Origin of the sequence: Enterobacter cloacae complex sp. SHL012, from assembly GCF_049237505.1 — a bacterium.
GTDB lineage: Bacteria > Pseudomonadota > Gammaproteobacteria > Enterobacterales > Enterobacteriaceae > Enterobacter > Enterobacter kobei.
In genome coordinates this window covers 32,203-56,903 of sequence record NZ_JBMKIZ010000002.1, presented here as the reverse complement: position 1 = coordinate 56,903, position 24,701 = coordinate 32,203, and the positions used below count along the sequence as shown (strand labels likewise).

Sequence of the window (24,701 nt, the reverse complement as noted above, 5' to 3'; positions counted from 1 at the left end):
CTTTATTATCCTCGATCGTTTTACATAAGCAAATTGTAACCGCACGGGGTCACTTTCCGCCCCCAAAACGGGGGCGGAGAGGGCATTAGCGGGTGGACGGTGACAGGGAGAGCGTTGACGGAGGAGAGAAGAAAAGATCGCCAAACAGCGCGGTGGAGAGTTTGCGCACCCCGAGCCCGGCAAGGGTGCAGATAAGCAGGCTGGCAAACGGATAGACCAGAATTAAGCCCAGCTCTGCCCAGACCGGCCAGTATGCGGCATTCATCTCGCCAATCAGGAACAGGCTGAAGGCCTCAATGAGGATGCGGTGGGTGGTATAGATCGCAATGGTGTTGGAGCCAATCACGTTCAGCAGATTGTTGGGATGCACGGCGTAACGCTGCTCAATACTGTAGAAAAGCTTCATGATCAACACAATCGACAGCAGGGAAAGCAGGAGAGGAACGTTAGCAAACCACAGCACCACGGAGACGGCGGCGAACGCGCCTGTCGCCAGCCACGTGCGGCGCAGGTTGAAACTTTTCATCCACGCCATCAGCTCTGCGCCATACCACGCTCCGAGGCTGTAGTAGATCATGTTGCGTACTACGCTGTTCATTCCCCACCACGGCAACGGCAGGAAGTTGATCGCGACGCTCGCCAGTGCCAGCAGCCCGAGCACCGGTAGCTTCCAGCGGCTCAGCAGTTTACACAGCGTGAAGTAGACGACCAGAGCATACAGATACCACAGGCTGGTGCTGGCGGTGAGCATACCGCGTACAAATCCTGAGAGGGAATCGGCGTAGGCCGCGTTCGAGGAGGTGGCAAGCTCACGGTCGGGCGCCAGCCAGGCATTCAGGTGGGTCAATGCCTGCCATTGCAGAATCCCCCACAGGACCAGAACCCAGACAATGCTCCAGATCCGTTTGTCGAGACTGGTTCGCCAGTTCACCTCATCGATATAACGACGGATCAGATAGCCGGAGATAAAGAAGAATACCGGCATGCGGAATGGGGCGAGGTAGAGATTAAAATAGACCCAACATTTCGCGAGAAGGCCGGATAGCGGGTGTTGCAGCCCGCTCAGGTGCGGATAAAAGGTGATGACCGAATGATAGATAACCACCAGGCAGATACACAGCCCTTTTATCTGGTTAATCCATAATGCTTTTTGCTTCATTGTTCGCGACTACCTTAAATTGCCATAAACGAACGAGCAATTGTTGTGAAATGAAACCGGGATGTAACGGGTAACAGTCTGTATCAGGAGGTTTTTCGGAAAAGGTGGAGGTTGCGAGGCGACAATTCAGACAATAGCACGCTGATTTATCTGAATTTTTCAGAAAAATGATTACCAAAGCTTACGGTTTCAGTCATTTACGCTTAACGGATTCGCTTATATACTCGTGGGTCTGCTATCAGCAAACAGACGGATTTCATGTATCAACCTGTCGCACTCTTCATAGGCTTACGTTACATGCGTGGGCGCGCCGCGGACCGCTTCGGTCGCTTTGTCTCCTGGCTTTCGACTATTGGCATTACGCTCGGCGTGATGGCACTGGTGACGGTCCTTTCCGTCATGAATGGCTTCGAGCGCGAGCTGCAAAACAACATCCTGGGGCTGATGCCGCAGGCCGTTCTCTCCTCCACCAACGGTTCGCTGAACCCGCAACAGCTGCCGGAAAGTGCGGCGAAGTTACAGGGTGTCACGCGCGTTGCGCCGTTAACAACCGGCGACGTGGTGCTGCAAAGCGCCCGCAGCGTGGCGGTCGGCGTCATGCTGGGTATTGACCCTGCACAAAACGATCCGCTGACCCCGTACCTGGTTAACGTGAAGCAGACCGATCTGGCCGCCGGAAAATACAACGTTATTCTGGGTGAGCAGCTTGCCGGCCAGCTTGGCGTCAACCGTGGCGACCAGCTGCGTGTGATGGTGCCCTCTGCCAGTCAGTTTACGCCGATGGGGCGCCTGCCAAGCCAGCGCCTGTTTAACGTAATTGGTACCTTTGCCGCCAACAGCGAAGTCGATGGTTATCAGATGCTGGTTAACATTCAGGATGCTTCGCGCCTGATGCGTTACCCGGCAGGGAACATCACGGGCTGGCGCCTGTGGCTCGACGCGCCGCTGAAGGTTGATACCCTCAGCCAGCAAAAACTGCCGGACGGCACCAAATGGCAGGACTGGCGCGAACGTAAAGGCGAACTGTTCCAGGCCGTGCGTATGGAAAAAAACATGATGGGGCTGCTGTTGAGCCTGATCGTGGCCGTGGCCGCTTTTAACATCATCACCTCGCTGGGTCTGATGGTGATGGAAAAGCAGGGCGAGGTCGCCATCCTGCAAACCCAGGGGCTCACGCCGCGCCAGATCATGGCGGTCTTTATGGTGCAGGGTGCCAGCGCCGGCATTATCGGCGCGCTGCTGGGGGCGGGGCTCGGCGCTCTGCTTGCCAGCCAGCTTAATAATTTAATGCCGATCATCGGCGCGCTGCTTGATGGCGCGGCGCTGCCGGTGGCTATCGAGCCGCTGCAGGTTATCGGTATTGCGCTGGCCGCGATGGCCATTGCGCTGCTTTCGACGCTTTATCCTTCCTGGCGCGCTGCCGCCACTCAACCCGCTGAGGCTTTACGTTATGAATAAGATCCTGTTGCAATGCGACAACCTGTCCAAACGCTATCAGGAAGGCGCTGTGCAGACCGACGTGCTGCACAATGTGAGCTTCAGCGTGGGCGAAGGCGAGATGATGGCGATTGTCGGCAGCTCCGGCTCGGGCAAAAGTACGCTGCTGCACCTGCTGGGCGGGCTGGATACCCCAACCAGCGGCGACGTGATTTTTTCCGGCCAGCCGATGAGCAAAATGTCCTCAGCGGCGAAGGCCGAGCTGCGTAATCGCGAGCTGGGCTTTATCTACCAGTTCCACCACCTGCTGCCGGATTTCACGGCGCTGGAAAACGTGGCGATGCCGTTGCTGATTGGCAAAAAGAAACCGGCAGAAATTAACGCCCGCGCCAGCGACATGCTGAACGCAGTAGGGCTGGGTCACCGTGGCAATCACCGTCCGTCGGAGCTTTCCGGCGGCGAACGTCAGCGCGTGGCCATTGCCCGTGCGTTGGTCAACAACCCGCGTCTGGTGCTGGCGGATGAACCGACCGGTAACCTGGATGCGCGTAATGCGGACAGTATTTTCCAGCTTTTGGGTGAACTTAACGCCTCGCAGGGCACCGCGTTTCTGGTGGTCACCCACGATCTGCAGCTGGCAAAACGTATGGGGCGCCAGCTTGAAATGCGCGACGGTCATCTGAATGCAGAACTGACCCTGATGGGAGCGGAGTAATGGCTTCACCGTTATCGTTACTCATCGGGTTACGCTTTAGCCGCGGTCGCCGTCGCGGCGGCATGGTGTCGCTCATCTCCGTCATCTCGACCATCGGTATTGCGCTGGGCGTGGCGGTGTTGATTGTCGGCCTGAGCGCCATGAACGGCTTCGAGCGCGAACTGAATAACCGCATTCTGGCGGTGGTACCGCACGGGGAAATCGAGCCGGTTAACCAGCCCTGGACCCACTGGAGCGATGCGCTTAACAAAGTTGAGAACGTCCCGGGCATCGCTGCTGCCGCGCCCTATATCAACTTTACCGGGCTGGTGGAGAGCGGGGTAAACCTGCGTGCCATCCAGGTGAAAGGGGTGAACCCCGCCCAGGAAGAACGCCTGAGCGCGCTGCCGAAATATGTGCAGAACGGCGCGTGGGCAAACTTTAAGGCCGGCGAGCAGCAGATCATCATGGGCAAAGGCGTTGCAGATGCCCTGAAGGTGAAGCAGGGCGACTGGGTGTCGATCATGATCCCGAACGCCAGCGCCGATCACAAATTGCAGCAGCCGAAACGCGTGCGCCTGCACGTCACCGGTATTCTTCAGCTGAGCGGTCAGCTTGACCATAGCTTTGCGATGGTGCCGATGGAAGATGCGCGGCAGTATCTCGACATGGGCGACAGTGTGACGGGCATTGCCATTAAGGTGAACGACGTCTTTAATGCCAACAAACTGGTACGCGACGCGGGCAGCGTGACCAATAACTATGTTTACATCAAAAGCTGGATCGGCACTTACGGGTATATGTACCGTGATATCCAGATGATCCGCGCGATTATGTATCTGGCGATGGTGCTGGTGATTGGCGTCGCGTGCTTTAATATCGTCTCGACGCTGGTGATGGCAGTCAAGGACAAGAGCGGTGACATTGCCGTGCTGAGAACGCTCGGTGCGAAAGACGGTCTTATTCGCGCCATCTTCGTCTGGTACGGTTTGCTGGCAGGATTGTTCGGCAGCCTGTGTGGCGTGGTGATTGGCGTGGTGGTTTCCCTGCAGTTGACGCCAATTATCAACGGCATTGAAAAGCTTATTGGTCACCAGTTCCTGTCGGGTGATATCTATTTTATTGACTTCCTGCCGTCTGAATTGCACTGGCTGGACGTTTTTTATGTGCTGGTTACAGCACTTTTACTGAGTCTGCTGGCAAGCTGGTATCCGGCGCGTCGCGCAAGCCGAATTGATCCGGCGAGGGTATTAAGTGGCCAGTAATTACGTCATGATCTAGCGGCTTTTGGGCCGCCAGGTCAAAAGAGGAATGCACTATGTATTATGGATTTGATATTGGCGGCACCAAGATTGCGCTCGGCGTATTTGATAAAGACCTCAGGCTGCAGTGGGAAACGCGCGTTCCCACGCCCCGCGAGAGTTACGACGAATTTTTAACTGCCATTGCCGCGCTGGTGGCGCAAGCAGATGAACGCTTTGGCGTCAAAGGCAGCGTCGGCATTGGTATTCCGGGCATGCCCGAAACCGACGACGGCACGCTGTATGCCGCCAACGTACCTGCTGCCAGCGGCAAACCGCTGCGTGCCGATCTCTCTGCCCGCCTTGAACGCGACGTGCGTTTAGATAACGATGCCAACTGTTTTGCGCTCTCTGAAGCCTGGGATGATGAATTCCGTCAGTATCCATTGGTCATGGGACTGATCCTCGGCACGGGCGTCGGCGGAGGGATCGTGATCAACGGTAAGCCCATCACCGGGCGTAGCTATATCACCGGTGAGTTCGGCCATATCCGCTTGCCGGTGGATGCCCTGGACGTTGTCGGGCGTGAGTTTCCGCTGACCCGCTGCGGCTGCGGCCAGCACGGCTGTATTGAGAACTACCTCTCCGGCCGCGGGTTTGCATGGCTTTACGAACACTTCTATCATCAGAAACTTGAGGCCCCTCAAATCATTACCTTGTGGGAGCAAGGGGATGCGCAGGCGCGTGAGCACGTTGAGCGCTATCTGGATCTGCTGGCGGTATGTCTGGGAAATATTCTCACTATCGTCGACCCGGATCTGCTGGTGATTGGGGGAGGGTTGTCAAACTTTACTGCGATTACGGAACAGTTGTCCGGGCGTTTGCCCCGACATTTATTGCCGGTTGCACGCGTGCCGCGTATTGAACGTGCGCGACACGGGGACGCAGGAGGCATGCGCGGAGCCGCATTCCTTCATCTCACCGATTAGTTTACGAGGTTTCTATGCTGTCGCGTCGCCAGGGTCGACTCAGCCGTTTTCGCAAAAACAAACGCCGCTTACGTGAGCGCTTGCGTCAGCGGATCTTTTTCAGAGACAGAATGATGCCAGAAGCGATGGATAAACCCAGAGTGGTGGTGCTGACCGGGGCGGGGATCTCCGCTGAGTCAGGAATTCGAACCTTCCGCGCGGCGGACGGACTGTGGGAAGAACACCGCGTGGAGGATGTCGCCACGCCGGAAGGTTTTGCCCGCGATCCGGAACTCGTGCAGGCGTTTTACAACGCCCGCCGTCGCCAGCTGCAGCAGCCTGAGATTGCGCCCAATCCGGCGCATCTGGCGCTGGCGAAGCTGGAAGAGGCGCTGGGGGATCGTTTCCTGCTGGTGACGCAGAATATCGACAACCTGCATGAGCGAGCCGGTAACAAGAACATCATCCACATGCACGGTGAGTTGCTCAAAGTTCGCTGTGCCTGGAGCGGCCAGGTGCTGGACTGGAAAGAGGACGTGCTGCCAGAAGACAAATGCCACTGCTGTCAGTTCCCCGCACGCCTGCGCCCGCACGTGGTGTGGTTCGGGGAGATGCCCCTGGGGATGGATGATATCTACAGCGCGCTGGCGATGGCGGACGTGTTCATCGCCATTGGTACATCCGGCCATGTTTACCCGGCGGCGGGGTTTGTTCACGAAGCGCGACTGCACGGCGCCCATACGGTTGAGCTCAATCTGGAGCCAAGCCAGGTGGGCAGCGAGTTTGAAGAGAAACACTACGGTCTGGCAAGCGCGGTCGTCCCGGAATTTGTCGACAAGCTGCTGAAAGGGCTGTAGCGGCAATGGTGTAAAAAGGCACCCGTCCTGCGGGTGCCTGACGATTTACGAATGAAAGAACGCCAGCGTCTTCTCCAGCGATTTAGCCTGCTCGTCCAGTGAGAGCGCCGCGGCTGAGATCTGCTGCACCAGAGCGGCGTTCTGCTGGGTTGTGCTGTCCATCTGATTCACGGCGGTGCTGACCTGGCTAATCCCCCGATTTTGCTCGTCCAGCGCCTGAACGATATCGTTGATCACCAGATGCACATGCGACACCGCCTCGATAACCTGTTTCATCATCACGCCGGTTTCATTGACCAGCTCAACGCCTTTGTTGACGCGGCCAGACGATTCGGCAATGAGCTGAGAAATCTCTTTTGCTGCGTTAGCGCTCCGCTGGGCCAGGTTACGGACTTCACCGGCCACCACCGCAAAACCGCGTCCCTGCTCACCCGCCCGTGCGGCTTCTACGGCAGCGTTTAGCGCCAGGATATTGGTCTGGAAGGCAATGCCATCGACAATGCTGTTGATCTCACCGATCTTACGCGCGCTGTCATCAATCTCGCCGATCACCGTGACGACGTCGTTCACCAGCGTTTCGCCATGTCCGGCGAGGCTGGCGGCGCGGTCGGTCAGCGTGGTCGCTTTGTGCGCATTGTCGGCATTATTCTTCACCGTGGCCGAAATCTCTTCCATGCTGGCCGCGGTTTCCACAATCGCTGCTGCCTGCTCCTCGGTTCGCGAGGCAAGGTCAAGGTTACCTGCCGAAATCTCGCTGGTGCCACCCCGCACGGAATGGCTGGCATCGCTGATGTTGTCGACGATGCGTTTGAGCTGCATCTGCATGGTGTGCAGGGCGTAAAAAATACTGCGAGTATCTCCCGCGCGCACCGGAATTGTATTGTTCAGCTCCCCGCGGGCGACGGCCAGGGCAATTCCGGCGGCGTCAGAAGGTTCGCCACCCACCGGTCGGTCAACTTTACGCGTAAAGATTTGCGCCATGACCAGGCTCACCACTACGATACTGAGCACCATAAGGACAATGGCTTTCAGCAAAAATGCACGCGCCTCGGCCATCACCTCACTGACAGGAGTGACGATGGCCAGCTTCCACGGCGTCTGGCTGTTACCAATTGCAATATCCTGCCAGGTAATAAATGCCTCCTCATTCAGCAGTGGATCGTTTTCCCGGATGACATCATGGCCCGTTATCTTCCCCGCGTAAGGCTTTCCGGTGGCCTGTTTGTCCGGGCTGAATACCACTTTATTTTCCGCTGAGAGGAGCAGGGCATAGCCAGTCCCGTTCCACGGTTTTATTGCCCCAGTCATGGCTTGCAGCGTGGCGAGTGAAAAGTCAGAGGTGACCGATCCCAGAAACTTGCCGTCAGCCATAATGGGGGCGGCAATGGAGGTAAGCATGACGTCTACGCCATTGTACGGGTAGATATAGGGTTCGATGATCACCTCTTTTTGCCGTTGCTTCGGCAGCAGGTAATAATCGCCGCTGCCGGGTGTTTCCAGGTCCGTCAGCAGGTGCAGTGCGGGTTTGCCAGAGGCATCGCGGTCGACATAGCGGGCATAGCGTCCGGCAGGATCCTCTCCGCTCTGTCCGGCAAAGGCGGCATCCTGATGGTCAAACGCGTTGGGCTCAAAAGCCATCGACATGGAGAGAAACTGCGGGTGGGCCGCAAGATAATGGATCAGCAGCTGGTTGAGACTTTGGCGATCGGAGATGCCCGCATCCCGCAGCGCCAGGGCACTGTTGCCCATATCCCTGGCGGCAGCCAGCGCGGAATCCATCTCCTTACTGACCTGCAAAGACTGCACCTCAGCAATCTGGCGGATATGTTTTTTGGCCAGACTGTCCTGCTGCGCCATCCACTGCCACATCATAAAACCAATCGTGGCGGTAAAGCCCACCGTCACGGTGAGAAAAATGGACAATAGCATTAACGTTTTGACGCTCATTTTTGATCTTCGGACCATGGCGTTTTGCATTCTTATCTCCCGTAATCGTGTGCGTGTCGGTCAGGCACATATTACTTATCGGATATATCACTCTCTTTCTGTAGAGTACCGGGAGTATTTAATTTAAATTCTGAGAATATAAACCCTGTTAATTAGTGTGGATGCTTTTATTTTGTGCATTCAATCAAAATAGTGCTCGATAATGCTCGTTATCGTCGTGTAGAAAGAGGATGCTAATAAATATTAAGTGGTAGAGGAGGATGGGATATGTACGGATTTATCGCCAGACAACCCATTTTTAACCCGGAGATGAAGACGGTCGCCTATGAACTGCTCTTCAGAGAGGGAATGACAAACCGTTTTCCGGATGTCTCGGCGGAATATGCGACATCCAGAATGATATCAGATCAGTTTTTATGTGTACCCGCGCAACGGATCGCCGGGGAGCACACGTCGTTTATTAATTTTCCCTCCCGGATGGTCATCGACCGGAGCGGAGAAGCGCTCGATAAAGAGAGCGTGGTCATTGAGATACTGGAAGATGCGGTTCCGGGGGCTGAGCTGTTGCAGGCCGTCAGAGAGATGAATGCGCACGGCTACCACTTCGCACTCGATGATTTCACCCTCGCTCCGGAATGGGATGCGTTTTTACCTTATATTTCGGTTCTGAAATTCGATGTCAGAAATTATACCTTAGCGCAAATTAAAGAGTATCTGGCATCGCGTAAAAAAGAGACCGCACATATAAAATATCTCGCTGAAAAAATTGAGACTAAAGAGGAATTTATTCGATTCAGAGATGAAGGATTTTCTCTGTTTCAGGGTTATTTTTTCTGCCGTCCGGAGATGATTAAATATAAACGCTTATCGCAAAATCAGCTTGCGATTTTCCGCCTGCAAATGGAAATCGGACGTAATAAACCTGATTATCGCATTATCGAGTCGCTGATAAAAAGTGATCTCACGCTCTCCTGGAAAATTATGCGCTACATGAAGCACACGGCATTTAAACATGTTGGTGCCTGTAATTTCAGCAAGTTAACCCTGAGTGAGGTACTCCGCTATCTTGGGGAGAATCAGCTGAGACGGTTCGTTGCCGTCGTGGTCCTGGCGAGTGCGGACAATGACACCGTCAGCGAGCTTTATCCGTTGAGCATGATGCGTGGGAAATTCTGCGAATTGATCGCAGAGGCGATAAACGAACCGACGCTGGCTGAAAATGCTTTTCTGTGCGGCCTGTTCTCGCTGCTGGATACTCTCCTTGAACTGCCGATGACCGAGTTGATGAAGCAGATTGCGGTGCCGCAGAGCGTGAGCAACGCACTGTGCCATCAGGAGGGGCAGCTAGCTGATATGATCGCACTCTGTCATTACTACGAGCAGCAGCAGTGGGAGGAGGCGACAAGACTGAGTCACGCACTGGGGCTGTCGGATGATGATGTGGTCGAGGCGATGAGAAGGGCGACGATTTGGGCTGGCGAGAATGCGGCCAGTTAATGCTTCCTCACGCCGTTAGCACGGCGTGAGGAATCGCGCGATGCCGTTTATCGGCCCGCTTTTAGTTTCTGGTAATACTCTTCGTAGAGGCGGCTGGCGTCACCAACGTCGTTCTGCCATTCCCCTTTGCTGATGGTGTCGGCATCCGGATAGAGTGACTTATCGTTAGCCACTTCAGGCTTCAGCAGCTTGCGTGCCGCGAGGTTCGGTGTCGGGTAGCCAATCGTTTCGGCAACCTGCTTCGCCACGTCCGGGCGCAGCAGGAAGTTAATCAGCTTCAGCGCACCCTCCACGTTTTTGGCATTGGCAGGGATCGCGAGGCTATCCATCCAGAAGATCCCGCCTTCTTTCGGCCACACTACCTCCAGCGGCGTACCGGCCTGACGGGCAACATACGCGGAGCCGTTCCACACCATGCCCAGATTCACTTCGCCTTCCATATACGGGTTTGCCGGGTTATCAGAGTTAAATGCCGCCACGTTAGGCATCAGCTTTTTCAGCTCGTTATAGGCCGCTTCAATCTCTTTTGGGTCCGTCGTATTGCCGGAGTAGCCGAGCTTACGCAGCGCTACCTGGAACACTTCGCGCGCGTCGTCGGTTAACAGCAGGCTGCCTTTGTATTCCGGTTTCCACAGATCGGCCCAGCTTGTAACGGTTTTCGGATCGATAGCCTCGCTGTTGACACCAATTGCGGTTGCGCCCCAGATGTAAGGAATGGAGTAGTCGTTATTCGGGTCAAACGGCTTGTTGAGCATCTCCGGATCGAGATTGTTGAAGTGAGTGAGCTTCGTTTTATCGATCTTCTGAATCATGCCCTCTTTGCGCATTTTGTCGACAAAGTAGGTAGACGGCACCACCAGATCATATGCGCCGTCCTTGTAGGTTTTGAGCTTGGCATACATGGTTTCATTCGACTCGTAGGTCGAGTAGATGACCTTGATGCCCGTCTCTTTCGTAAACTGTTCCAGCAGGCCCGGTGGCACATACTCGGTCCAGTTATAGAAGTAGAGCGTTTTACCGTCATCAGCGTGCGCGGCACCCATGCCAAGTACCATTGCCGCAGCGGCGAGCATTTTTTTCATTTCATTGTCCCCTGAGATTTTGTTTTATCACGAGCAATAATCTGGCTGGCAATCACCAGAACCAGCGAAAACACCAACAGAATGGTCGCCAGCGCGTTCACTTCAGGTGAGACGCCGACTTTAACCATCGAATAGATCTTCAGTGGCAGGATTTCGTAACTCGGCCCGGTCACGAACGAAGAAACAACCACGTCATCCATCGACAGCGTAAAGCTGAGTAGCCATCCTGCGGCTACCGCGGGCATCGCAAGCGGCAGAATGATTTTGCGCAGGATGGTCATCTCGCTGGCCCCCAGATCTTTCGCCGCCTCAAGCATACGCACGTCAAACCCTTTCAGACGTGCAAAGACGGTGACCACCACAAACGGCAGGCAGAAGGTGATGTGGGAAAACAGCAGCGACCAGAAGCCAAGCTGAATGCCCAGCAGCATAAACAGCACCAGCAGCGAAATCGCCATCACGATATCCGGCGACATCATTACCACAAACAGCATGCCGCTGACGAACGGCTTACCGCGAAAGCGATAGCGATACAATGCCACCGCGGTGAGGGAACCGATCAGCGTGGCGAAGGTGGCGGAGAAAATCGCCATCGTCAGCGAGTGCTGAGCGGCCTGCAGCAGACTGTCATTATTCATCAGCAGGCTGTACCAGTTGGTGGTAAAGCCCTGCCAGTTGATGCCGAAGCGTGAACTGTTAAACGAATTCACGATCAAAATGATAATCGGAATATAAAGGTAAGCGTAAATGGCGGTCATAAAACCGCCGCGAAGCAGTCGACCGATCATTCGAGTTCCACCTTCTTATTCAGCAACCGTGAGGCGCGCCAGTAGACCAGCAGCATCAGCCCCATTACCACCGTCAGCGTAATGCTGGTCGCGGATCCGAACGGCCAGTCGCGGATGTTCAGGAACTGGCTCTTGATCACGTTACCAATCAGCAGGTTTTTTGCCCCGCCCATGAGATCTGAAACGTAGAACAGCCCCATTGCCGGGAGCATCACCAGCAGACAACCGGCGATAATGCCGGGCATGGTCAGTGGAATGATAATGCGGATAAAGGTTTGCAGCTTGTTAGCACCCAGATCTTTTGCCGCTTCCAGCAGCGGTTTATCGAGCTTCTCGATGCTGGAGTAGAGCGGCATCACCATAAACGGCAGCAGAATATAGACAAGGCCAATAATCACCGCACCCGGAGTAAACATGATGCGTACAGGGGTATCGATCACCCCCAGCCACAGCAGAAACGCGTTGAGGTAGCCTTTGGTGCTCAGGAAGATTTTTAACCCGTAGATGCGAATCAGCGAGTTGGTCCAGAACGGCACAATCAACAGAAACAGCAACAGCGGGCGCACCTTTTGTGGCAGCCCGGCCAGGAACCATGCGAAAGGATACCCCAGTAGCAGGCAGGCTACGGTAGCAATCAGCGCCATATTCAGCGAGTGCAGAAGCACGTCAAAATAGAGCGGGTCGAGCAGGCGCGCGTAGTTATCCAGCGTAAAGACCAGCTTAACGAAGTGGGCATCGTCGCGGGTCAGAAAGCTTGTGGCGATGATCATCAGGTTGGGTAAAAAGACAAATAACACAAGCCAACCGACGATAGTGGTAATCACAACCTTCTGGAATTTACTTGTGTTCTTCATCAGCCAGTACAACCTCCCAGCTTTCTACCCAGTTGATAACCATTTTCTGGTCGAGAGAGTGGTCGAAGTCAGGATCGTCCTCGTTAAAGAATTCGCTGACCATTACCATTTTGCCATTTTCCAGTTCGACGACGGACTCCAGCGTCATCCCTTTGTAATTGCGCTCGCGGATATAGCCGATAAGCCCTTCGGCTTCGGTATTACCGTGAATTTCATCGACACGCAGATCTTCAGGACGCAGCAGGACGTTGAGTTTTTGTCCCTTCTCGACGGCGAAGTTCACGGTGATATTGCATTCACGTCCTTCCACGTTCGCGCGCACGCGCCGATCGTCCAGACGTTCAATCACCGTGGCATTAAAGATATTGATTTCGCCAATGAAGCTGGCAACAAACAGGTTTTTCGGCTCTTCGTAAATTTCACGCGGCGTGCCGTCCTGCTCTATTTTGCCATCGCGCATCACCACAATACGGTCTGACATGGTCAGCGCCTCTTCCTGGTCGTGGGTGACGAAGACAAAGGTGATGCCAAGCTTGCGCTGTAGCGCCTTCAGCTCGTTCTGCATCTGCTTGCGCAGTTTGTAGTCCAGCGCGGAAAGCGACTCATCTAACAGAAGCAGGCGCGGTTTATTGACCACGGCGCGGGCAATGGCCACGCGCTGCTGCTGACCGCCGGAGAGCTGGTGGGGTTTTCGCTGAGCAAACTCGTCCAACTGCACCATCCGCAGGGCTTCCGTGACGCGCGGGGGGATCTCGCTGGCCGGCGTTTTTTGCATCCGCAGGCCAAACGCCACGTTCTCAAACACGGTCATGTGCGGGAACAGGGCATAGCTCTGAAAGACGGTATTGACGTGGCGATCTTCGGCAGGAACCTGGGTTATGTCCTGGTTCTCAAGATGGATGTGGCCATTATCGACGCTTTCCAGCCCGGCGATAAGGCGCAGTACGGTTGTCTTGCCGCAGCCGGAGGGGCCAAGCAGCGTAAGAAACTCGCCGTCATTGATGGTCAGATTGAGGTCGGAAATGACCTCTTTGCCATCAAAACTTTTACGAATTCGTTCAAGTTGCACCAGCGGTGAACGAGAACGGGGTTGTGTATTCAATTTTTGCACTGTCCCATATAGACGCCTCAGGCAGCAGGCCGAAGCGGGGTTTGTGTGTAACCACCTTGGTGACTCGTAATGAGGGCGGACATTCTACGGCAAACCTCGGGAATCGCCAATCCTTGTCACTGATTCATAAGCTACATTTACTAACGCAGAACGATATAAACGGAAAATATTCTCGTTTGCGGGATAAAAGTGACCTGACGCAATATTTGCGTTTTGATGCTTATTGATAATGTTGTCACAAAAAGTGAGGGTGACTGCATGGATAAATTACTTGAGCGTTTTTTACAGTACGTTTCGCTGGATACCCAATCTAAACCGGGTGTCCGCCAGGTGCCAAGCACCGAAGGCCAGTGGAAGTTATTAAACCTGCTTAAAGAGCAGCTCGACGCCATGGGGCTGGTTAACGTCACGTTAAGCGAAAAGGGCACTGTGATGGGCACGCTGCCGGCGAATGTCCCGGGTGATATCCCGGCGATTGGCTTTATCTCCCATGTCGACACCTCTCCGGATTTTAGCGGTAAACATGTGAACCCGCAGATTGTTGAAAACTACCGCGGCGGTGATATTGCGCTGGGCATTGGCGACGAAGTGCTCTCTCCCGTGATGTTCCCGGTCCTGCATCAGCTGCTCGGTCAGACGCTCATCACCACCGACGGGAAAACGCTGCTGGGCGCAGATGATAAGGCGGGGATCGCGGAGATCATGACGGCGCTGGCGGTGCTGAAAGGCAAAAACATTCCGCACGGGGATATCCGGGTTGCTTTCACGCCGGACGAAGAGGTGGGGAAAGGCGCGAAACATTTCGATGTGGAGGCTTTTAACGCGCAGTGGGCCTACACCGTCGATGGCGGTGGCGTGGGCGAGCTGGAGTATGAAAACTTTAACGCCGCTTCGGTGACCATTAAAATTGTCGGGAACAACGTTCACCCCGGCTCAGCCAAAGGGGTGATGGTGAATGCGCTGTCGCTGGCGTCGCGTATTCATGCTGAAGTCCCGGCGCAAGAGAGCCCGGAGATGACAGACGGGTATGAAGGTTTCTATCACCTGACCAGCATTAAGGGCACCGTGGATAGCGCCCAGATGCACTACATCGTGCGCGATTTTGACCGTAAAGCTTTTGAAGCGCGCAAGCGTAAGATGATGGAGATCGCCAAAAAGGTAGGCAAAGGGCTGCATCCTGACTGCTACATTGAACTCATCATCGAAGACAGCTATTACAATATGCGTGAGAAGGTGATGGCGCATCCGCACATAATTGATATCGCCCGGCAGGCAATGCGCGACTGCGATATTGAACCGATCTTAAAACCGATTCGTGGCGGTACCGACGGTTCACAGCTGTCATTTATGGGATTGCCGTGCCCGAACCTGTTTACCGGTGGCTACAACTACCACGGCAAGCATGAGTTTGTGACGCTGGAAGGAATGGAAAAAGCGGTGAAGGTGATTGTGCGCATAGCGGAGTTAACCGCGAAGCGGTGAGACATTGCCCGGTGGCGCTGCGCTTACCGGGCCTACGATCGAAATGTAGGCCGGGTAAGGCGAAGCCGCCACCCGGCACATCTCAAGACTCAATCCTCAAAAAACCAATACCCGCTGTTAACCAGCGCGGCCAGCATGGCGAGGAATGAGGGATCTTCCAGCGCATCGCCAAAGGTTTCAGCAGTCAGAACCATATGGCTGGCAATCGCTTCCAGTGCAGGACGGTGCGGGGAATCCAGCTTCTCGCCATTGACGAAGACCTCTTCACCGATGCGCAGCACGCGCAACCCGCCCAGACGAACCAGCTTGTCGCCCTGCTGAAGGGCATCATAAATCTCGTCAGCCTGATAAGGCGGCTCCGGAGGCGCCACGTCCAGCTCGTGGCGGGACTGGCTAATAAACTCGCCAAACCACTGTCTGAAATGTTCCGGCTCGTTGATCAGATCCAGCATCATACCGCGCAGCTTGTCCAGCTCTGCAGGCAGAATATCTGCCGGATGTTCGCGCGCAGGCACATCCGGATCGCTGTAGCGATAGCTGCCCAGCTCGCGTTGCAGAACATAGTCGGCAAAGCCGCTGATCATCTCGCGACCGCTTGGTGCGCGGAACCCAACCGAGTAGTTGAGCGAGTTTTCCAGGGAGTAACCCTCATGCGGGAACCCAGGCGGAATGTAGAGAATATCGCCTGGCTCCAGCTCTTCATCAATAATCCCTTCAAACGGATCCACCTGAAGCAGGTCCGGATGCGGACAGTGCTGTTTCATCGGCACTTTCTCGCCCACGCGCCAGCGGCGGCGACCCGTACCCTGAATAATAAACACGTCGTACTGGTCCAGGTGCGGACCCACGCCGCCACCCGGAACGGAGAAGGAGATCATCAGATCGTCCATCCGCCAGTCGGGCAGGGCGCGGAACGGGCGCATTAGCGCGGCAGTGGGTTCGTGCCAGTGGTTGACGGCCTGCACCAGCAGCGACCAGTTGTTTTCACCGAGATGATCATAGCTTTCGAAAGGACCGTGACTGACCTGCCATTTCCCGTCCTGGTGACTGACCAGGCGGCTGTCGACTTCGTTTTCCATGGCCAGACCGGCCAGTTCGTCAGGCGAGATAGGGTCGACAAAGTTGCTGAACCCACGTTTCAGAACCACCGGGCGTTTTTGCCAGTAACGTTCAATAAACTCGGGCCAGTTAAGCGTTAAGTGATAATCCATATTTTTTTATTCCGCAGGTTCTTACTGACACGGATTATAACGGAAGCTCAGCCCCCCGGCTGCGAGATCCTCGCATTTTTCACATAACGGGTTAACTATCGTTCGATGTGGGCTGCTGGCGACCAAAAATCACTTCCATTCTGGCGCCGCCCAGCAAACTTTCGCTGGTTTCAATTTTTCCATCGTACTGGTCGACAATTTCACGTGCGACGGCTAACCCCACCCCCTGGCCAGGGCGCAGCGTATCGGCGCGCTGGCCGCGATCGAACACCACATCACGTTTATTGCGCGGGATCCCCGGGCCATCATCTTCAACGATAATATGTAACTCGTTATCCGTCTGACGCGCAGACACTTCCACAAATTCCAGGCAGTATTTACAGGCGTTATCCAGCAGGTTGCCCATGACTTCCATGAAGTCATTCTTTTCGCCGACAAAGCTTATCTCAGGCGAGATATCGAGGCTGATGTTCACCCCTTTACGCTGGTACACCTTGTTGAGGGCGGACGTAAGATTATCCAGCAGCGGTGCCACCGGGTGCAGCTCGCGGCTCAGAAGCGCGCTGCCGGAACGCATACTGGCGCGGTGCAGGTAATAGCCAATTTGCTGTGAGATTCGACTGATCTGCTCCAGCATCACCGGCTCGGCATCATCAACGCTCAGCTTTGAACTGCGCATTGAACGCAGGGTACTTTGCATCACGGCCAGCGGTGTTTTCAGGCTGTGAGTGAGGTCAGTCAGGGTTGTACGGTACTTATCATAGCGTTCGCGTTCACTTTTCAGCAGGCGATTGAGATTACGTACCAGACTTGTCAGCTCACGGGTGGTTTCCGGATTGAGTTTTTCGCGATGGTGTTCCTCAAGCTCGCGCACCTCTCGCGCCAGGGATTCAATGGGGCGCAAGCTCCACCACGCCGCCACCCAAAGCAGCGGGATTACCAGCAGCAGGTTAGCGGCCAGAACATAAACGAACCAGCTCCAGACCCTGTAGGAGCGCTTGAGCTCGACAGGAATGGTGTCGATCACCACAATGGTCAACTGCGGCATGTTCATCGTCGCCGGGTAGATATTAATCGCCACGGAGTGCGTCATCTCCGTTTCGGCATCATCCTCGCGGATTTCATTGAGTTTCTGCTGCATAGAGCGATCTTCGCGAATCAGCGAGCTGGTGGTGTTAAGATCGGCTTCTATCTCATGAAAACCATTGGTTTTAAGCCACTCCGGACGAATGCTTTTAACCAGCCACGGAATATCTCTTTGCGCCCACAGCAACTTCCCTTTTTCGTTGTAAATCAGAGCTAAAGTAGGGCTCTGTTGATTCAGGTTCTCGGGCATTTCAACGCTGATACGGTTGTTTTCCCATTTCGCCAGAGTGTAAAACAGATTACTTTCGCCACGTAACAGTCGAAAAGTCGTTTTATCGAAGCTGACGCTGTAACCCACCAGGGCGACCATACCGTAGGAGAGCGACAGCACCAGCACCACTGCGGCCGTTGCCAGCAAAAAACGAACCCGCAGTGAGAGGGGCAGAATATGGCGCAAAATCTGTCTCATTTAGCGTAATTCAAACAGGTAGCCCTGGCCGCGGACGGTTGTGATCACATCCTGCGGGTACTGCGCCTGAATTTTCTTACGCAAACGCCCCATCAGCACATCAATAGTATGGCTCTCGCGCAGCTCCGCGTCCGGGTAGAGCTGGAGCATTAAGGAGTCTTTGCTCACAACCTTGCCACTGTTACGGATCAGCGTTTCCATGATGGTGTATTCGAATGCAGTCAGCTTGATCACTTCATTGTTAATCGAGAGCTCGCGTCGGGAGAGATCCACCTGGAAAGGCGGAATGGAGATAACCTGTGAAGCCAGCCCGCTGTTGCGGCGTAATAGCGCCTGCATTCGCGCAGCCACTTCTTCAATATGGAACGGCTTGGTGACGTAATCATCCGCACCGGCGCTGAGCACTTCAACTTTGTCCTGCCAGCCTTCGCGGGCGGTCAGAACCAGCACCGGGAGAGAAACATCATGGCTGCGCCAGCGACGAATTAACGACAGACCGTCTTCATCAGGCAAGCCTAAATCGACAATGGCGATATCCGGCAGATGTTCATTGAGATAATAATCGGCTTCTTTTGCATCTTCAGCATCGTCCACCTGATGTCCCATCTCCTGAAGCTGAACCTTCAGGTGGTGGCGTAGCAATGCGTTATCCTCAACAACCAGTACGCGCATCATCTTTTCTCCCAGAATATGTAGTACGAATAGTTTAACGCTGATTATGTAGTTTGAAACCAGCGTCATGAAATTAAATGACTTTTTTAATGTTCCCAATACCTTGGGGGCGTCCTGGGGGCATAGCTGTCGGCATCTGATTGTTCAGCATGTTGACCTGATCCTGGTTCATATCGCCGATCCACTTCGAGTAAACCTCATACACCATACGCGCGTCCTCATGGCCCATCTGGCTGGCGATAAAGGAAGGATTAGCACCGGCCATTAGCGTCCAGCAGGCGTATGTGTGTCGGGACTGATAGGGATTTCTTTCACGTATCCCGGATAGTTTAGTGCCCCGTTTCCACCCATACGAAATCGAGTTCTTCGAAAAATATCGGTTCTTGCCCGACGTGCACCTCTCAGGAGAAAAAACGAAACGTAGATTTTGCGTTTCGGTTTTGCCAAGCTCCCGATGATGGAAGATGATTTGCTGCCTGGGACTATTGCCGGTGATTTCGTACTGCTCCTTCAACGCATCAAGGGCAGGCTTCAGCAGAGTGATCGTTCTTATCCCGGCATCAGTTTTGGGCGGCACAAACAACCCTTTATTCGTAAGGCTTCTGGATACATGAATTTCACCTTTCTTCAGGTCGATATCATCCCATGCCAGAGCACAAACCTCACCTGGCCTCATTCCTGTATGGACAGACACAATAATGATTAAAACCCACTTGCGAGGGAGGAGAGCAATTAACGCATGATACTCATGAAGTAAAAGCGGATCAGGATCTGCCTTTGATAGCTTGAGCCTCGATACTCCCTCATAAGGAGCGTGTAATATAAACTGGCTTCTGTTCGCAAGCTTCAGCATTTCTGATAAAACAGCCATCTGTTTATTGACTGTTGAAGGCGCGCGACCTTTTTTGCTCCGATTGGGCATCGAAGGATTAACAACCTCCCCAGTAAGTAGCTCTTTGCGGTAATTCAGAACATCAGCATGCTGAATATCAACCAGGCGAGTGTTTTCGCCCACAACACGCTTAAGGGTATTAACCACAGAGACAATGGAATGCAATGTAGCTTCTGAGACTTCCAGCGCCTTAGTATCTATAAAAAATTCACAAAGATCGTTGAATGTGCCGATTCGTTTAGTTGATGAGAATTTTTTAAGAGCCTTTGATTCAGGGAAGCGCGCCGCGTAATCGAACTGGCCGAACTGGATCTCACTTACGATGACGGCGCGAAGGTTTCCCGCCTTCTTGATGTTGCTGCTGTTAACCACCCAGCCACGGAGAACTTCGCGGCAGCGAATGCCGCGATAGGTAAAAGTGATCCTGATTTTTCCGTTATGAAGTTCAACGCCGGTTGGAAAGTTCATCATGCTTCCTGAATAAATCTATTAATCAGCGGGAAGTTGTACCAGACCAAAGCGCGTTTGCTTTCTCCGCCGGGTACCGCAGGTACTCGCTTAAAATGAACCCCTTCAATCCAGCATCCGAGGCGATAAGCTTTTATTTGCCTGTCATCCAGCCCCGTTTTTTCAGTTAGCTTTCCCGCCACCATCCACTCTTCATCAAAAATGATTTGCGCCATGCTTAACTCCATGACGCCGCCACGATACCGCAGCGGCAGATAGTATATTGATTGTCAAAAATCATCGACCAAGGCCAGGGAGGCACCGGAGATGCCTGGCACCGGTCATTGCCGTGGCCACGTAACTACGGGGGCGGTTAACAACCTCAACCGTAATTTTTCTCCCTTGGAACTTGATGGTGTAAAAAGTCTGCTTGTCGCTGCGACCATGCGCGCCATATTTCTCAAAATGGCATTTGAGCGCGGCGGCGCATGCTGGCCCGCCGATGCTGTCTCCCTTGCTACGGTTAATCAGACGCACAGGATCCTTCCTGATGGTTGATCACGCTGTGGGCAAGCCCGGCGGCCATAACCGGTAACTCTTCATACTGATTGCAATAAGCCGGGTTGGAACATAAGCCCTGCAGCGCTGCAATTGTCAGCTGTTGCAGGTAGGTAACAGACGAAAGCGGCGAGTATGTTTCAGGTGCTGGTTCGGACTCGATTTTCGGCTTTGCAGTAACGGTCGGTGGAGCGAGCACGACAGGTTTTGGCAGCTCAGGGCGGCGGTATTCCACAATCGCATCAAGGGCTATTTTCTGACGAACGCTGATATCGTCAGACCACTGTTCAAGAATCGTAGTAGCAACGTCTTGTACTTCATCATCACTGAAATAAGGCGACAGAGAGAATTCAGTCGTGGTGATATCTGCAATCAGTAACGGGAAAATATGCTCGATGTCTTTACCCGTGGTGGCGGTGAGATTTTCGATATCGTCCTGGTCACCGATGTTTGTGCGCCCGGACATCAGCTCGTTTAATGCATGGGCGATTTCAATCTCGCGATCATTTAGCGCGGAAGGCACTTCCTGTTTTTCGACTTCATTTGAGGAGGTGGCGTTTATCAGAGTATCAACTGAGAAGACTCCGCCGCCCATATTCTCCACCCGCGGCTGATCACCAGCCTGCTTTTCAGGTGTGGAGTACTGAGCGAATGCCTCGTTGAGTTCTTTGTCGAGTTGCGCAGCTTTGCCAGGGCAAACTGCTGGTGGCAAAGTTTCGCCAGATACAGGCGGTTTGGCTTTATCATTTTCGATTTCCTCAGGGTTGGCGCGAGGTTTTGGGCGGCAAGCCTTATCAATCGTTTTCTGATCGGGGTGCGCGTGGTCAGATTCAACCAACTCGCGATTGATGTACTCACGCAAGGCGACGGGATCCATCCAGAGGTCTTCCTGAGCAGATTTAATCAGGGCGATAATGGCTGCGCGTGAATAGTCCAGAATGCCTGGGGTACCGCGCAGCTTTTTCCACCAGGCTGTGAAGCGGGTGTCCTGCTCAGCTTCGGCCATGGCCTTAGCGGGAATGAAAAACTTGTTTGGAATTGAGTAAATATCGATTTCGTCGAAGGTGCTCAGAATCGCAACAGCAACCTCTATCTTGAGCGTAGAGAGGTTGTGTACCAGATCCGGGCTTCGGTCTGTCTTATTTCCCCCGCCCAAAGTGGAGCCAGTGTCTGTGAGGTTTTCTTCGGTGGTAGTACGAACAGTTTGAGGTCGCTTATCTACCGGGGTATCGATCCATTTAGCGATCTGCTTTTTGATATCCGGCCACTGCGCAGAATCTTTTGTGTTCTCACGTACCCATGCGAGAAGCTGCTCCTGCCGTTCCGGCGCCAGCGCCAGCGCACGGGTCTCTTTCGCCAGTGCCTCTGCCAGTTCGCGGGTAAAGCTGCCAGCATCATCGTTAATCAGGTCTACGATCTGGCCGAACTGCGCCGTAGTGATTCCAGGGACCGGCCCGAACAGTGCCAGACAAGCTGCTCGTGATGCCTGGTCAAGACGCGCAACGGTTTTAATTTCTTCCTGTGCCTTGTTGTCCTCGCAGTCTGCTTTTTCATTGATTTCTGGCTGTGGCGCTGCAGCTGGCTCACCTGCATTCACATTCCATATAGCAACGGTATCGAAAAAGGCAGGTGAGAAAACATCAAGCTCAGGGCAGGGTAAACCTTCTCGGTGTTCCCAGATTTTAACTTTGAAGAAATCATCAATGTGTTCCGGGTGTTCAGCTGCCAGCTTGCCAAAAATAACGGCTTCAGCTATGGCTTTTGTGGTCGCATTAACAGCAGTGGCAAGCGGTTTTAAATCCGGACATTTTTTTAATGCTTTATCTTTCGGGAAATAAGCGCCGCCGAAAACTTTTAATTCAACAGACATAATTACCTCTATTAATTTTTGGGGAAGTGATGTTTATCGATATGGTTTTTGAATAACGCGCCTTACATTTCTTAACGCGTTACGCCTTTCTCTTTTTTCATTGCATTGCTCACATAAATAAATCGTGCGCTTAAAGGGGTATATGTCTGTTTTCCTTTCATGCATTCCCGATTTCTTATATTCTTGGCAGCAAACAGCGCAATGACAAATGGCGTCATTCATATCAGTTAAGTTGATGGCGTTTGTAATCGTAATAAGACATGCCACAAGCGTTCTGCGCTTCTGCGAAATTCACAGACAGCAAGCTAATGTGCTTAACAGCGCAAACCGGGCAATGAAATTCACCGAGCACGTAGCCACTGTCAAGCACGACGGTTACAGGACCTGATGAAGGCAAATGAACTACACCTGAAATGGTACCGTTAATATTAAAGGTGGCAATTTCTTTATTTACGATAACAAGATTCAGTTCAACGGTTGTAACGCTCACTTTCATTTTTAACTCCTTGACTCAGGATGTGAGAATCCCTGCCGTTTAAGGCATAGGTTTTAAATTGAGAAAACTAAATTGCTTTTAAACTATTACGCCATTCCTGGTGAGGTTGGCGATGCACAACGAAATTTCTGTATTTCCGTAATACTTTCCAGGCGGCATGGCATCCAGCAACATCACGAAGAAATACTGAAGTTACGAGTTTTCCCTGTGCCCAGGCAATTTGTTGTTCCGGTGTTAATTGTGTCTTATCCATATAGGAACACTCCACTGGCTTACGCCACATTCATGAAACTGCCTGGACGAACTCGGTAAAGCACAGTGCTTCTTCACCCTCCGCCAGACTGTTGAAATACTCTTCGTATGCTTTTTCCATCTCAAACCCCTGTTTGCTGCTTTGCTTTGTGAATCACCCTTATCGCCGGGTAGGCGGAACGTTTACCTGTCGCACCTGTTGTGCTTCGATGAGTAGAGGATACAACACAAAGTAGATGTGTCAACACCAAAAGTAGAAATCAAAGAGGTGTTAACTACTTATGGTAGTGTTGGAAGGCGTAAAAAAACCCGGCATGGGCCGGGTTCTTTGGGACTTTTTTTACTTCTGCGGGTTGTTGGCGTACTTCAGAAAGAAATCATAAAGCTGTTTATACCGCATTTCGAATGCAAGTAGCATGTTCTTAGCTTCAGCGCTTGGGAACTGTCGATACACACGAACTAGTCGTTTTTCGTCTTCGCTTAACTCTCTGAATTCCGCATCACTGCCGGTGTCTGACTCTGTCGCCTGGAAGCCCGAAAACTCAGTGTCCTGAAGCTTAGCTGGCGCACTCTCACCTTCGCCGTAGTCAAGCCATGCCGCTTGGACATTCAGCCAGTCAGCTATTTTCTGCAGTTTCTCATCGCGTGGCTTAGCCGTGCCCAGCGTATAACGACGAGCCATTTCGTATGTGACATCGCAAGCCTGGCTTAAATCCTTTACGGAACGGCGCTGTCTGCGCATTTCATCGGTCAGCCGGTTCGCGAAATCTTGATGTTTATTCGCTTTTTCTACCATAGGTAGAAGAGTAAGGCACGGCGCGGTCATAGTCATTTCTATTTTTCGTAGTTGTATATTCTACTTTATGTAGTATATTGCAGTCATTGGCTCATTCAGGAGAACACGATGACTACTTCATACAAGAACATAACTGAAAAGGCAGTGAGGTCGATCGGTTCGGTTTCGGCCGTTGCCCGAAAATTCAACTTTAAGTCCTCACAGTCAGTTGCAAACTGGATTATTCGAAACCGAGTTCCAAGTGAGCGAGTGATAAAGCTCTGTGAATTTGGCGGCTGGAGTGTCACCCCGCATGAGTTACGTCCGGATTTGCATCCAACCCCTACCAGTGGAATTCCTGTTCAGGATATCCCACACGCGCAAAAGGAGTCTGACTGATGGAAATCAAAAAACTGGCATGTGAGCTGGAGTCTTGGGCGCAGGAAAAGGGCTGGAAGACGGTGACGCAGCTGATAACCCCGCATCACTTTGGCGATCTTCTCCAGCCACTGGATGACGTTTCGGATCCGGATGAGTACGCGCGGCGGCTGCACAACAACAAGCAGATTATTCAGCGTGCGTTCCGCAACGATACGCCGAACTACCTGAAACAGGCTGAAGCGCTGAGTTATGCCATCCGTACCGCCATTGATAACGAGCTGGCGCAGAAGGACTGCATGCACTACCGGGCGGCCAGGGTGAACAAAGAGTGCATCGAAGCCACCAATGCGGTCTTCACTGGCAAACCACAACCGGTAATCCGCCGCGAGACTCTGGAAGCGATCGACGCCCTGGCGCAGCTGGTTGGCGTCAAAGTGAAGCTCGTTTCGACTTGTTCGAACGTAGCCTAGTTCAG

General features: G+C 53.3%; 25 protein-coding genes. 9 read left to right on the top strand and 16 right to left on the bottom strand.

The window, feature by feature from the left end; all coding sequences use genetic code 11:
• Positions 1-85 precede the first annotated feature (85 nt).
• Complete coding sequence (locus tag ACOTY9_RS07935) at positions 86-1,159, bottom strand: acyltransferase family protein (RefSeq protein ID WP_047625711.1); 1,074 nt, start codon at positions 1,157-1,159, stop codon at positions 86-88.
• A 258-nt stretch (positions 1,160-1,417) separates the two neighbouring features.
• On the opposite strand from ACOTY9_RS07935, the gene lolC reads away from it, so the two are divergent.
• The 5 genes from lolC to cobB are packed head-to-tail and all read left to right on the top strand — an operon-like array spanning position 1,418 to position 6,356.
• Entirely contained in the window at positions 1,418-2,617 is a 1,200-nt protein-coding gene (gene lolC / locus ACOTY9_RS07930) for a lipoprotein-releasing ABC transporter permease subunit LolC (RefSeq protein WP_014883405.1), read from the top strand.
• A complete protein-coding gene (lolD, locus tag ACOTY9_RS07925) occupies positions 2,610-3,311 on the top strand; it encodes a lipoprotein-releasing ABC transporter ATP-binding protein LolD (RefSeq protein WP_023332716.1) in 702 nt (233 codons plus the stop codon). The genes lolC and lolD overlap by 8 nt, the downstream gene beginning before the upstream one ends.
• A complete protein-coding gene (gene lolE, locus ACOTY9_RS07920) occupies positions 3,311-4,555 on the top strand; it encodes a lipoprotein-releasing ABC transporter permease subunit LolE (protein ID WP_058689747.1) in 1,245 nt (414 codons plus the stop codon). The genes lolD and lolE overlap by 1 nt, the downstream gene beginning before the upstream one ends.
• A gap of 53 nt (positions 4,556-4,608) precedes the next feature.
• On the top strand, positions 4,609-5,520 hold the full coding sequence (gene nagK / locus ACOTY9_RS07915; RefSeq protein WP_023337102.1) for an N-acetylglucosamine kinase: 912 nt from the start codon (positions 4,609-4,611) through the stop codon (positions 5,518-5,520).
• 14 nt (positions 5,521-5,534) lie between these two features.
• Positions 5,535-6,356, top strand: coding sequence for a Sir2 family NAD+-dependent deacetylase (cobB, locus tag ACOTY9_RS07910; RefSeq protein ID WP_032636980.1), 822 nt, complete (start codon positions 5,535-5,537; stop codon positions 6,354-6,356).
• Positions 6,357-6,401: 45 nt separating this feature from the next.
• On the opposite strand, the gene ACOTY9_RS07905 is transcribed toward cobB, so the two are convergent.
• Positions 6,402-8,333, bottom strand: a complete 1,932-nt coding sequence (locus ACOTY9_RS07905) for a methyl-accepting chemotaxis protein (protein WP_348565628.1) — start codon at positions 8,331-8,333, stop codon at positions 6,402-6,404.
• A 237-nt stretch (positions 8,334-8,570) separates the two neighbouring features.
• Here ACOTY9_RS07905 and ACOTY9_RS07900 point away from each other — a divergent pair, with 237 nt between their 5' ends.
• Complete coding sequence (locus ACOTY9_RS07900) at positions 8,571-9,800, top strand: EAL and HDOD domain-containing protein (RefSeq protein WP_348565627.1); 1,230 nt, start codon at positions 8,571-8,573, stop codon at positions 9,798-9,800.
• Between the two features lie 47 nt (positions 9,801-9,847).
• On the opposite strand, the gene potD is transcribed toward ACOTY9_RS07900, so the two are convergent.
• Genes potD through potA form a run of 4 tightly spaced genes read right to left on the bottom strand, consistent with a single transcriptional unit; the run spans position 9,848 to position 13,656 of the window.
• The gene (potD, locus tag ACOTY9_RS07895; RefSeq protein ID WP_348565626.1) at positions 9,848-10,882 is read right to left on the bottom strand and encodes a spermidine/putrescine ABC transporter substrate-binding protein PotD; all 1,035 of its coding nucleotides are present in this window, start codon (positions 10,880-10,882) and stop codon (positions 9,848-9,850) included.
• Positions 10,879-11,670: a spermidine/putrescine ABC transporter permease PotC gene (potC, locus tag ACOTY9_RS07890; RefSeq protein ID WP_014883413.1), complete on the bottom strand. Its 792-nt coding sequence runs from the start codon at positions 11,668-11,670 to the stop codon at positions 10,879-10,881. Before potC ends, potD begins: the two co-directional genes overlap by 4 nt.
• Complete coding sequence (potB, locus tag ACOTY9_RS07885) at positions 11,667-12,524, bottom strand: spermidine/putrescine ABC transporter permease PotB (protein WP_014883414.1); 858 nt, start codon at positions 12,522-12,524, stop codon at positions 11,667-11,669. The genes potC and potB overlap by 4 nt, the downstream gene beginning before the upstream one ends.
• Positions 12,508-13,656, bottom strand: coding sequence for a spermidine/putrescine ABC transporter ATP-binding protein PotA (gene potA / locus ACOTY9_RS07880; RefSeq protein ID WP_198923270.1), 1,149 nt, complete (start codon positions 13,654-13,656; stop codon positions 12,508-12,510). The genes potB and potA overlap by 17 nt, the downstream gene beginning before the upstream one ends.
• A gap of 237 nt (positions 13,657-13,893) precedes the next feature.
• On the opposite strand from potA, the gene pepT reads away from it, so the two are divergent.
• Positions 13,894-15,117, top strand: a complete 1,224-nt coding sequence (gene pepT, locus ACOTY9_RS07875; protein WP_014883416.1) for a peptidase T — start codon at positions 13,894-13,896, stop codon at positions 15,115-15,117.
• An 89-nt stretch (positions 15,118-15,206) separates the two neighbouring features.
• Here the strand turns inward: pepT and ACOTY9_RS07870 are convergent, their stop codons facing one another.
• The 10 genes from ACOTY9_RS07870 to ACOTY9_RS07825 form a co-directional block, all read right to left on the bottom strand.
• Complete coding sequence (locus ACOTY9_RS07870; protein ID WP_014883418.1) at positions 15,207-16,328, bottom strand: cupin domain-containing protein; 1,122 nt, start codon at positions 16,326-16,328, stop codon at positions 15,207-15,209.
• A 91-nt stretch (positions 16,329-16,419) separates the two neighbouring features.
• The gene (gene phoQ, locus ACOTY9_RS07865; protein WP_014883419.1) at positions 16,420-17,883 is read right to left on the bottom strand and encodes a two-component system sensor histidine kinase PhoQ; all 1,464 of its coding nucleotides are present in this window, start codon (positions 17,881-17,883) and stop codon (positions 16,420-16,422) included.
• Complete coding sequence (phoP, locus tag ACOTY9_RS07860) at positions 17,884-18,555, bottom strand: two-component system response regulator PhoP (protein WP_014883420.1); 672 nt, start codon at positions 18,553-18,555, stop codon at positions 17,884-17,886.
• A gap of 73 nt (positions 18,556-18,628) precedes the next feature.
• Positions 18,629-19,915 carry an Arm DNA-binding domain-containing protein gene (locus ACOTY9_RS07855; RefSeq protein ID WP_421637333.1) on the bottom strand — a complete coding sequence of 429 codons (1,287 nt, stop codon included), beginning with the start codon at positions 19,913-19,915 and terminating at the stop codon, positions 18,629-18,631.
• The gene (xisR, locus tag ACOTY9_RS07850) at positions 19,915-20,130 is read right to left on the bottom strand and encodes an excisionase family protein (protein WP_010429804.1); all 216 of its coding nucleotides are present in this window, start codon (positions 20,128-20,130) and stop codon (positions 19,915-19,917) included. Before xisR ends, ACOTY9_RS07855 begins: the two co-directional genes overlap by 1 nt.
• Before the next feature lie 61 nt (positions 20,131-20,191).
• Entirely contained in the window at positions 20,192-20,431 is a 240-nt protein-coding gene (locus tag ACOTY9_RS07845; RefSeq protein WP_010429806.1) for a DUF4060 family protein, read from the bottom strand.
• Positions 20,418-22,322 (bottom strand): exodeoxyribonuclease VIII, encoded by a 1,905-nt coding sequence (locus tag ACOTY9_RS07840; protein ID WP_421637332.1) that lies wholly within the window; start codon positions 22,320-22,322, stop codon positions 20,418-20,420. Before ACOTY9_RS07840 ends, ACOTY9_RS07845 begins: the two co-directional genes overlap by 14 nt.
• A gap of 223 nt (positions 22,323-22,545) precedes the next feature.
• Positions 22,546-22,818, bottom strand: a complete 273-nt coding sequence (locus ACOTY9_RS07835) for a hypothetical protein (RefSeq protein ID WP_421637331.1) — start codon at positions 22,816-22,818, stop codon at positions 22,546-22,548.
• A gap of 67 nt (positions 22,819-22,885) precedes the next feature.
• Positions 22,886-23,071 (bottom strand): hypothetical protein, encoded by a 186-nt coding sequence (locus tag ACOTY9_RS07830; RefSeq protein ID WP_131774834.1) that lies wholly within the window; start codon positions 23,069-23,071, stop codon positions 22,886-22,888.
• 339 nt (positions 23,072-23,410) lie between these two features.
• Entirely contained in the window at positions 23,411-23,902 is a 492-nt protein-coding gene (locus tag ACOTY9_RS07825) for a helix-turn-helix domain-containing protein (RefSeq protein WP_395291802.1), read from the bottom strand.
• Positions 23,903-23,974: 72 nt separating this feature from the next.
• Between ACOTY9_RS07825 and ACOTY9_RS07820 the strand changes: the two genes are divergently transcribed.
• Complete coding sequence (locus ACOTY9_RS07820; protein WP_395291801.1) at positions 23,975-24,244, top strand: transcriptional regulator; 270 nt, start codon at positions 23,975-23,977, stop codon at positions 24,242-24,244.
• Positions 24,244-24,696, top strand: coding sequence for a hypothetical protein (locus tag ACOTY9_RS07815; RefSeq protein WP_395291800.1), 453 nt, complete (start codon positions 24,244-24,246; stop codon positions 24,694-24,696). Before ACOTY9_RS07820 ends, ACOTY9_RS07815 begins: the two co-directional genes overlap by 1 nt.
• Positions 24,697-24,701 lie beyond the last annotated feature (5 nt).

Coding starts and splice junctions, on each gene's coding strand:
- ACOTY9_RS07905 (WP_348565628.1), bottom strand. CDS start 8,333: ATGCAAAACGCCATGGTCCGAAGATCAAAAATGAGCGTCAAAACGTTA.
- ACOTY9_RS07835 (WP_421637331.1), bottom strand. CDS start 22,818: ATGAAAGTGAGCGTTACAACCGTTGAACTGAATCTTGTTATCGTAAAT.
- phoQ (WP_014883419.1), bottom strand. CDS start 17,883: ATGAGACAGATTTTGCGCCATATTCTGCCCCTCTCACTGCGGGTTCGT.
- ACOTY9_RS07900 (WP_348565627.1), top strand. CDS start 8,571: ATGTACGGATTTATCGCCAGACAACCCATTTTTAACCCGGAGATGAAG.
- potD (WP_348565626.1), bottom strand. CDS start 10,882: ATGAAAAAAATGCTCGCCGCTGCGGCAATGGTACTTGGCATGGGTGCC.
- ACOTY9_RS07815 (WP_395291800.1), top strand. CDS start 24,244: ATGGAAATCAAAAAACTGGCATGTGAGCTGGAGTCTTGGGCGCAGGAA.
- ACOTY9_RS07830 (WP_131774834.1), bottom strand. CDS start 23,071: ATGGATAAGACACAATTAACACCGGAACAACAAATTGCCTGGGCACAG.
- ACOTY9_RS07870 (WP_014883418.1), bottom strand. CDS start 16,328: ATGGATTATCACTTAACGCTTAACTGGCCCGAGTTTATTGAACGTTAC.
- potB (WP_014883414.1), bottom strand. CDS start 12,524: ATGAAGAACACAAGTAAATTCCAGAAGGTTGTGATTACCACTATCGTC.
- ACOTY9_RS07825 (WP_395291802.1), bottom strand. CDS start 23,902: ATGACTATGACCGCGCCGTGCCTTACTCTTCTACCTATGGTAGAAAAA.
- xisR (WP_010429804.1), bottom strand. CDS start 20,130: ATGGCGCAAATCATTTTTGATGAAGAGTGGATGGTGGCGGGAAAGCTA.
- lolD (WP_023332716.1), top strand. CDS start 2,610: ATGAATAAGATCCTGTTGCAATGCGACAACCTGTCCAAACGCTATCAG.
- ACOTY9_RS07820 (WP_395291801.1), top strand. CDS start 23,975: ATGACTACTTCATACAAGAACATAACTGAAAAGGCAGTGAGGTCGATC.
- nagK (WP_023337102.1), top strand. CDS start 4,609: ATGTATTATGGATTTGATATTGGCGGCACCAAGATTGCGCTCGGCGTA.
- ACOTY9_RS07855 (WP_421637333.1), bottom strand. CDS start 19,915: ATGAACTTTCCAACCGGCGTTGAACTTCATAACGGAAAAATCAGGATC.
- cobB (WP_032636980.1), top strand. CDS start 5,535: ATGCTGTCGCGTCGCCAGGGTCGACTCAGCCGTTTTCGCAAAAACAAA.
- pepT (WP_014883416.1), top strand. CDS start 13,894: ATGGATAAATTACTTGAGCGTTTTTTACAGTACGTTTCGCTGGATACC.
- ACOTY9_RS07935 (WP_047625711.1), bottom strand. CDS start 1,159: ATGAAGCAAAAAGCATTATGGATTAACCAGATAAAAGGGCTGTGTATC.
- lolC (WP_014883405.1), top strand. CDS start 1,418: ATGTATCAACCTGTCGCACTCTTCATAGGCTTACGTTACATGCGTGGG.
- lolE (WP_058689747.1), top strand. CDS start 3,311: ATGGCTTCACCGTTATCGTTACTCATCGGGTTACGCTTTAGCCGCGGT.
- potC (WP_014883413.1), bottom strand. CDS start 11,670: ATGATCGGTCGACTGCTTCGCGGCGGTTTTATGACCGCCATTTACGCT.
- phoP (WP_014883420.1), bottom strand. CDS start 18,555: ATGCGCGTACTGGTTGTTGAGGATAACGCATTGCTACGCCACCACCTG.
- ACOTY9_RS07840 (WP_421637332.1), bottom strand. CDS start 22,322: ATGTCTGTTGAATTAAAAGTTTTCGGCGGCGCTTATTTCCCGAAAGAT.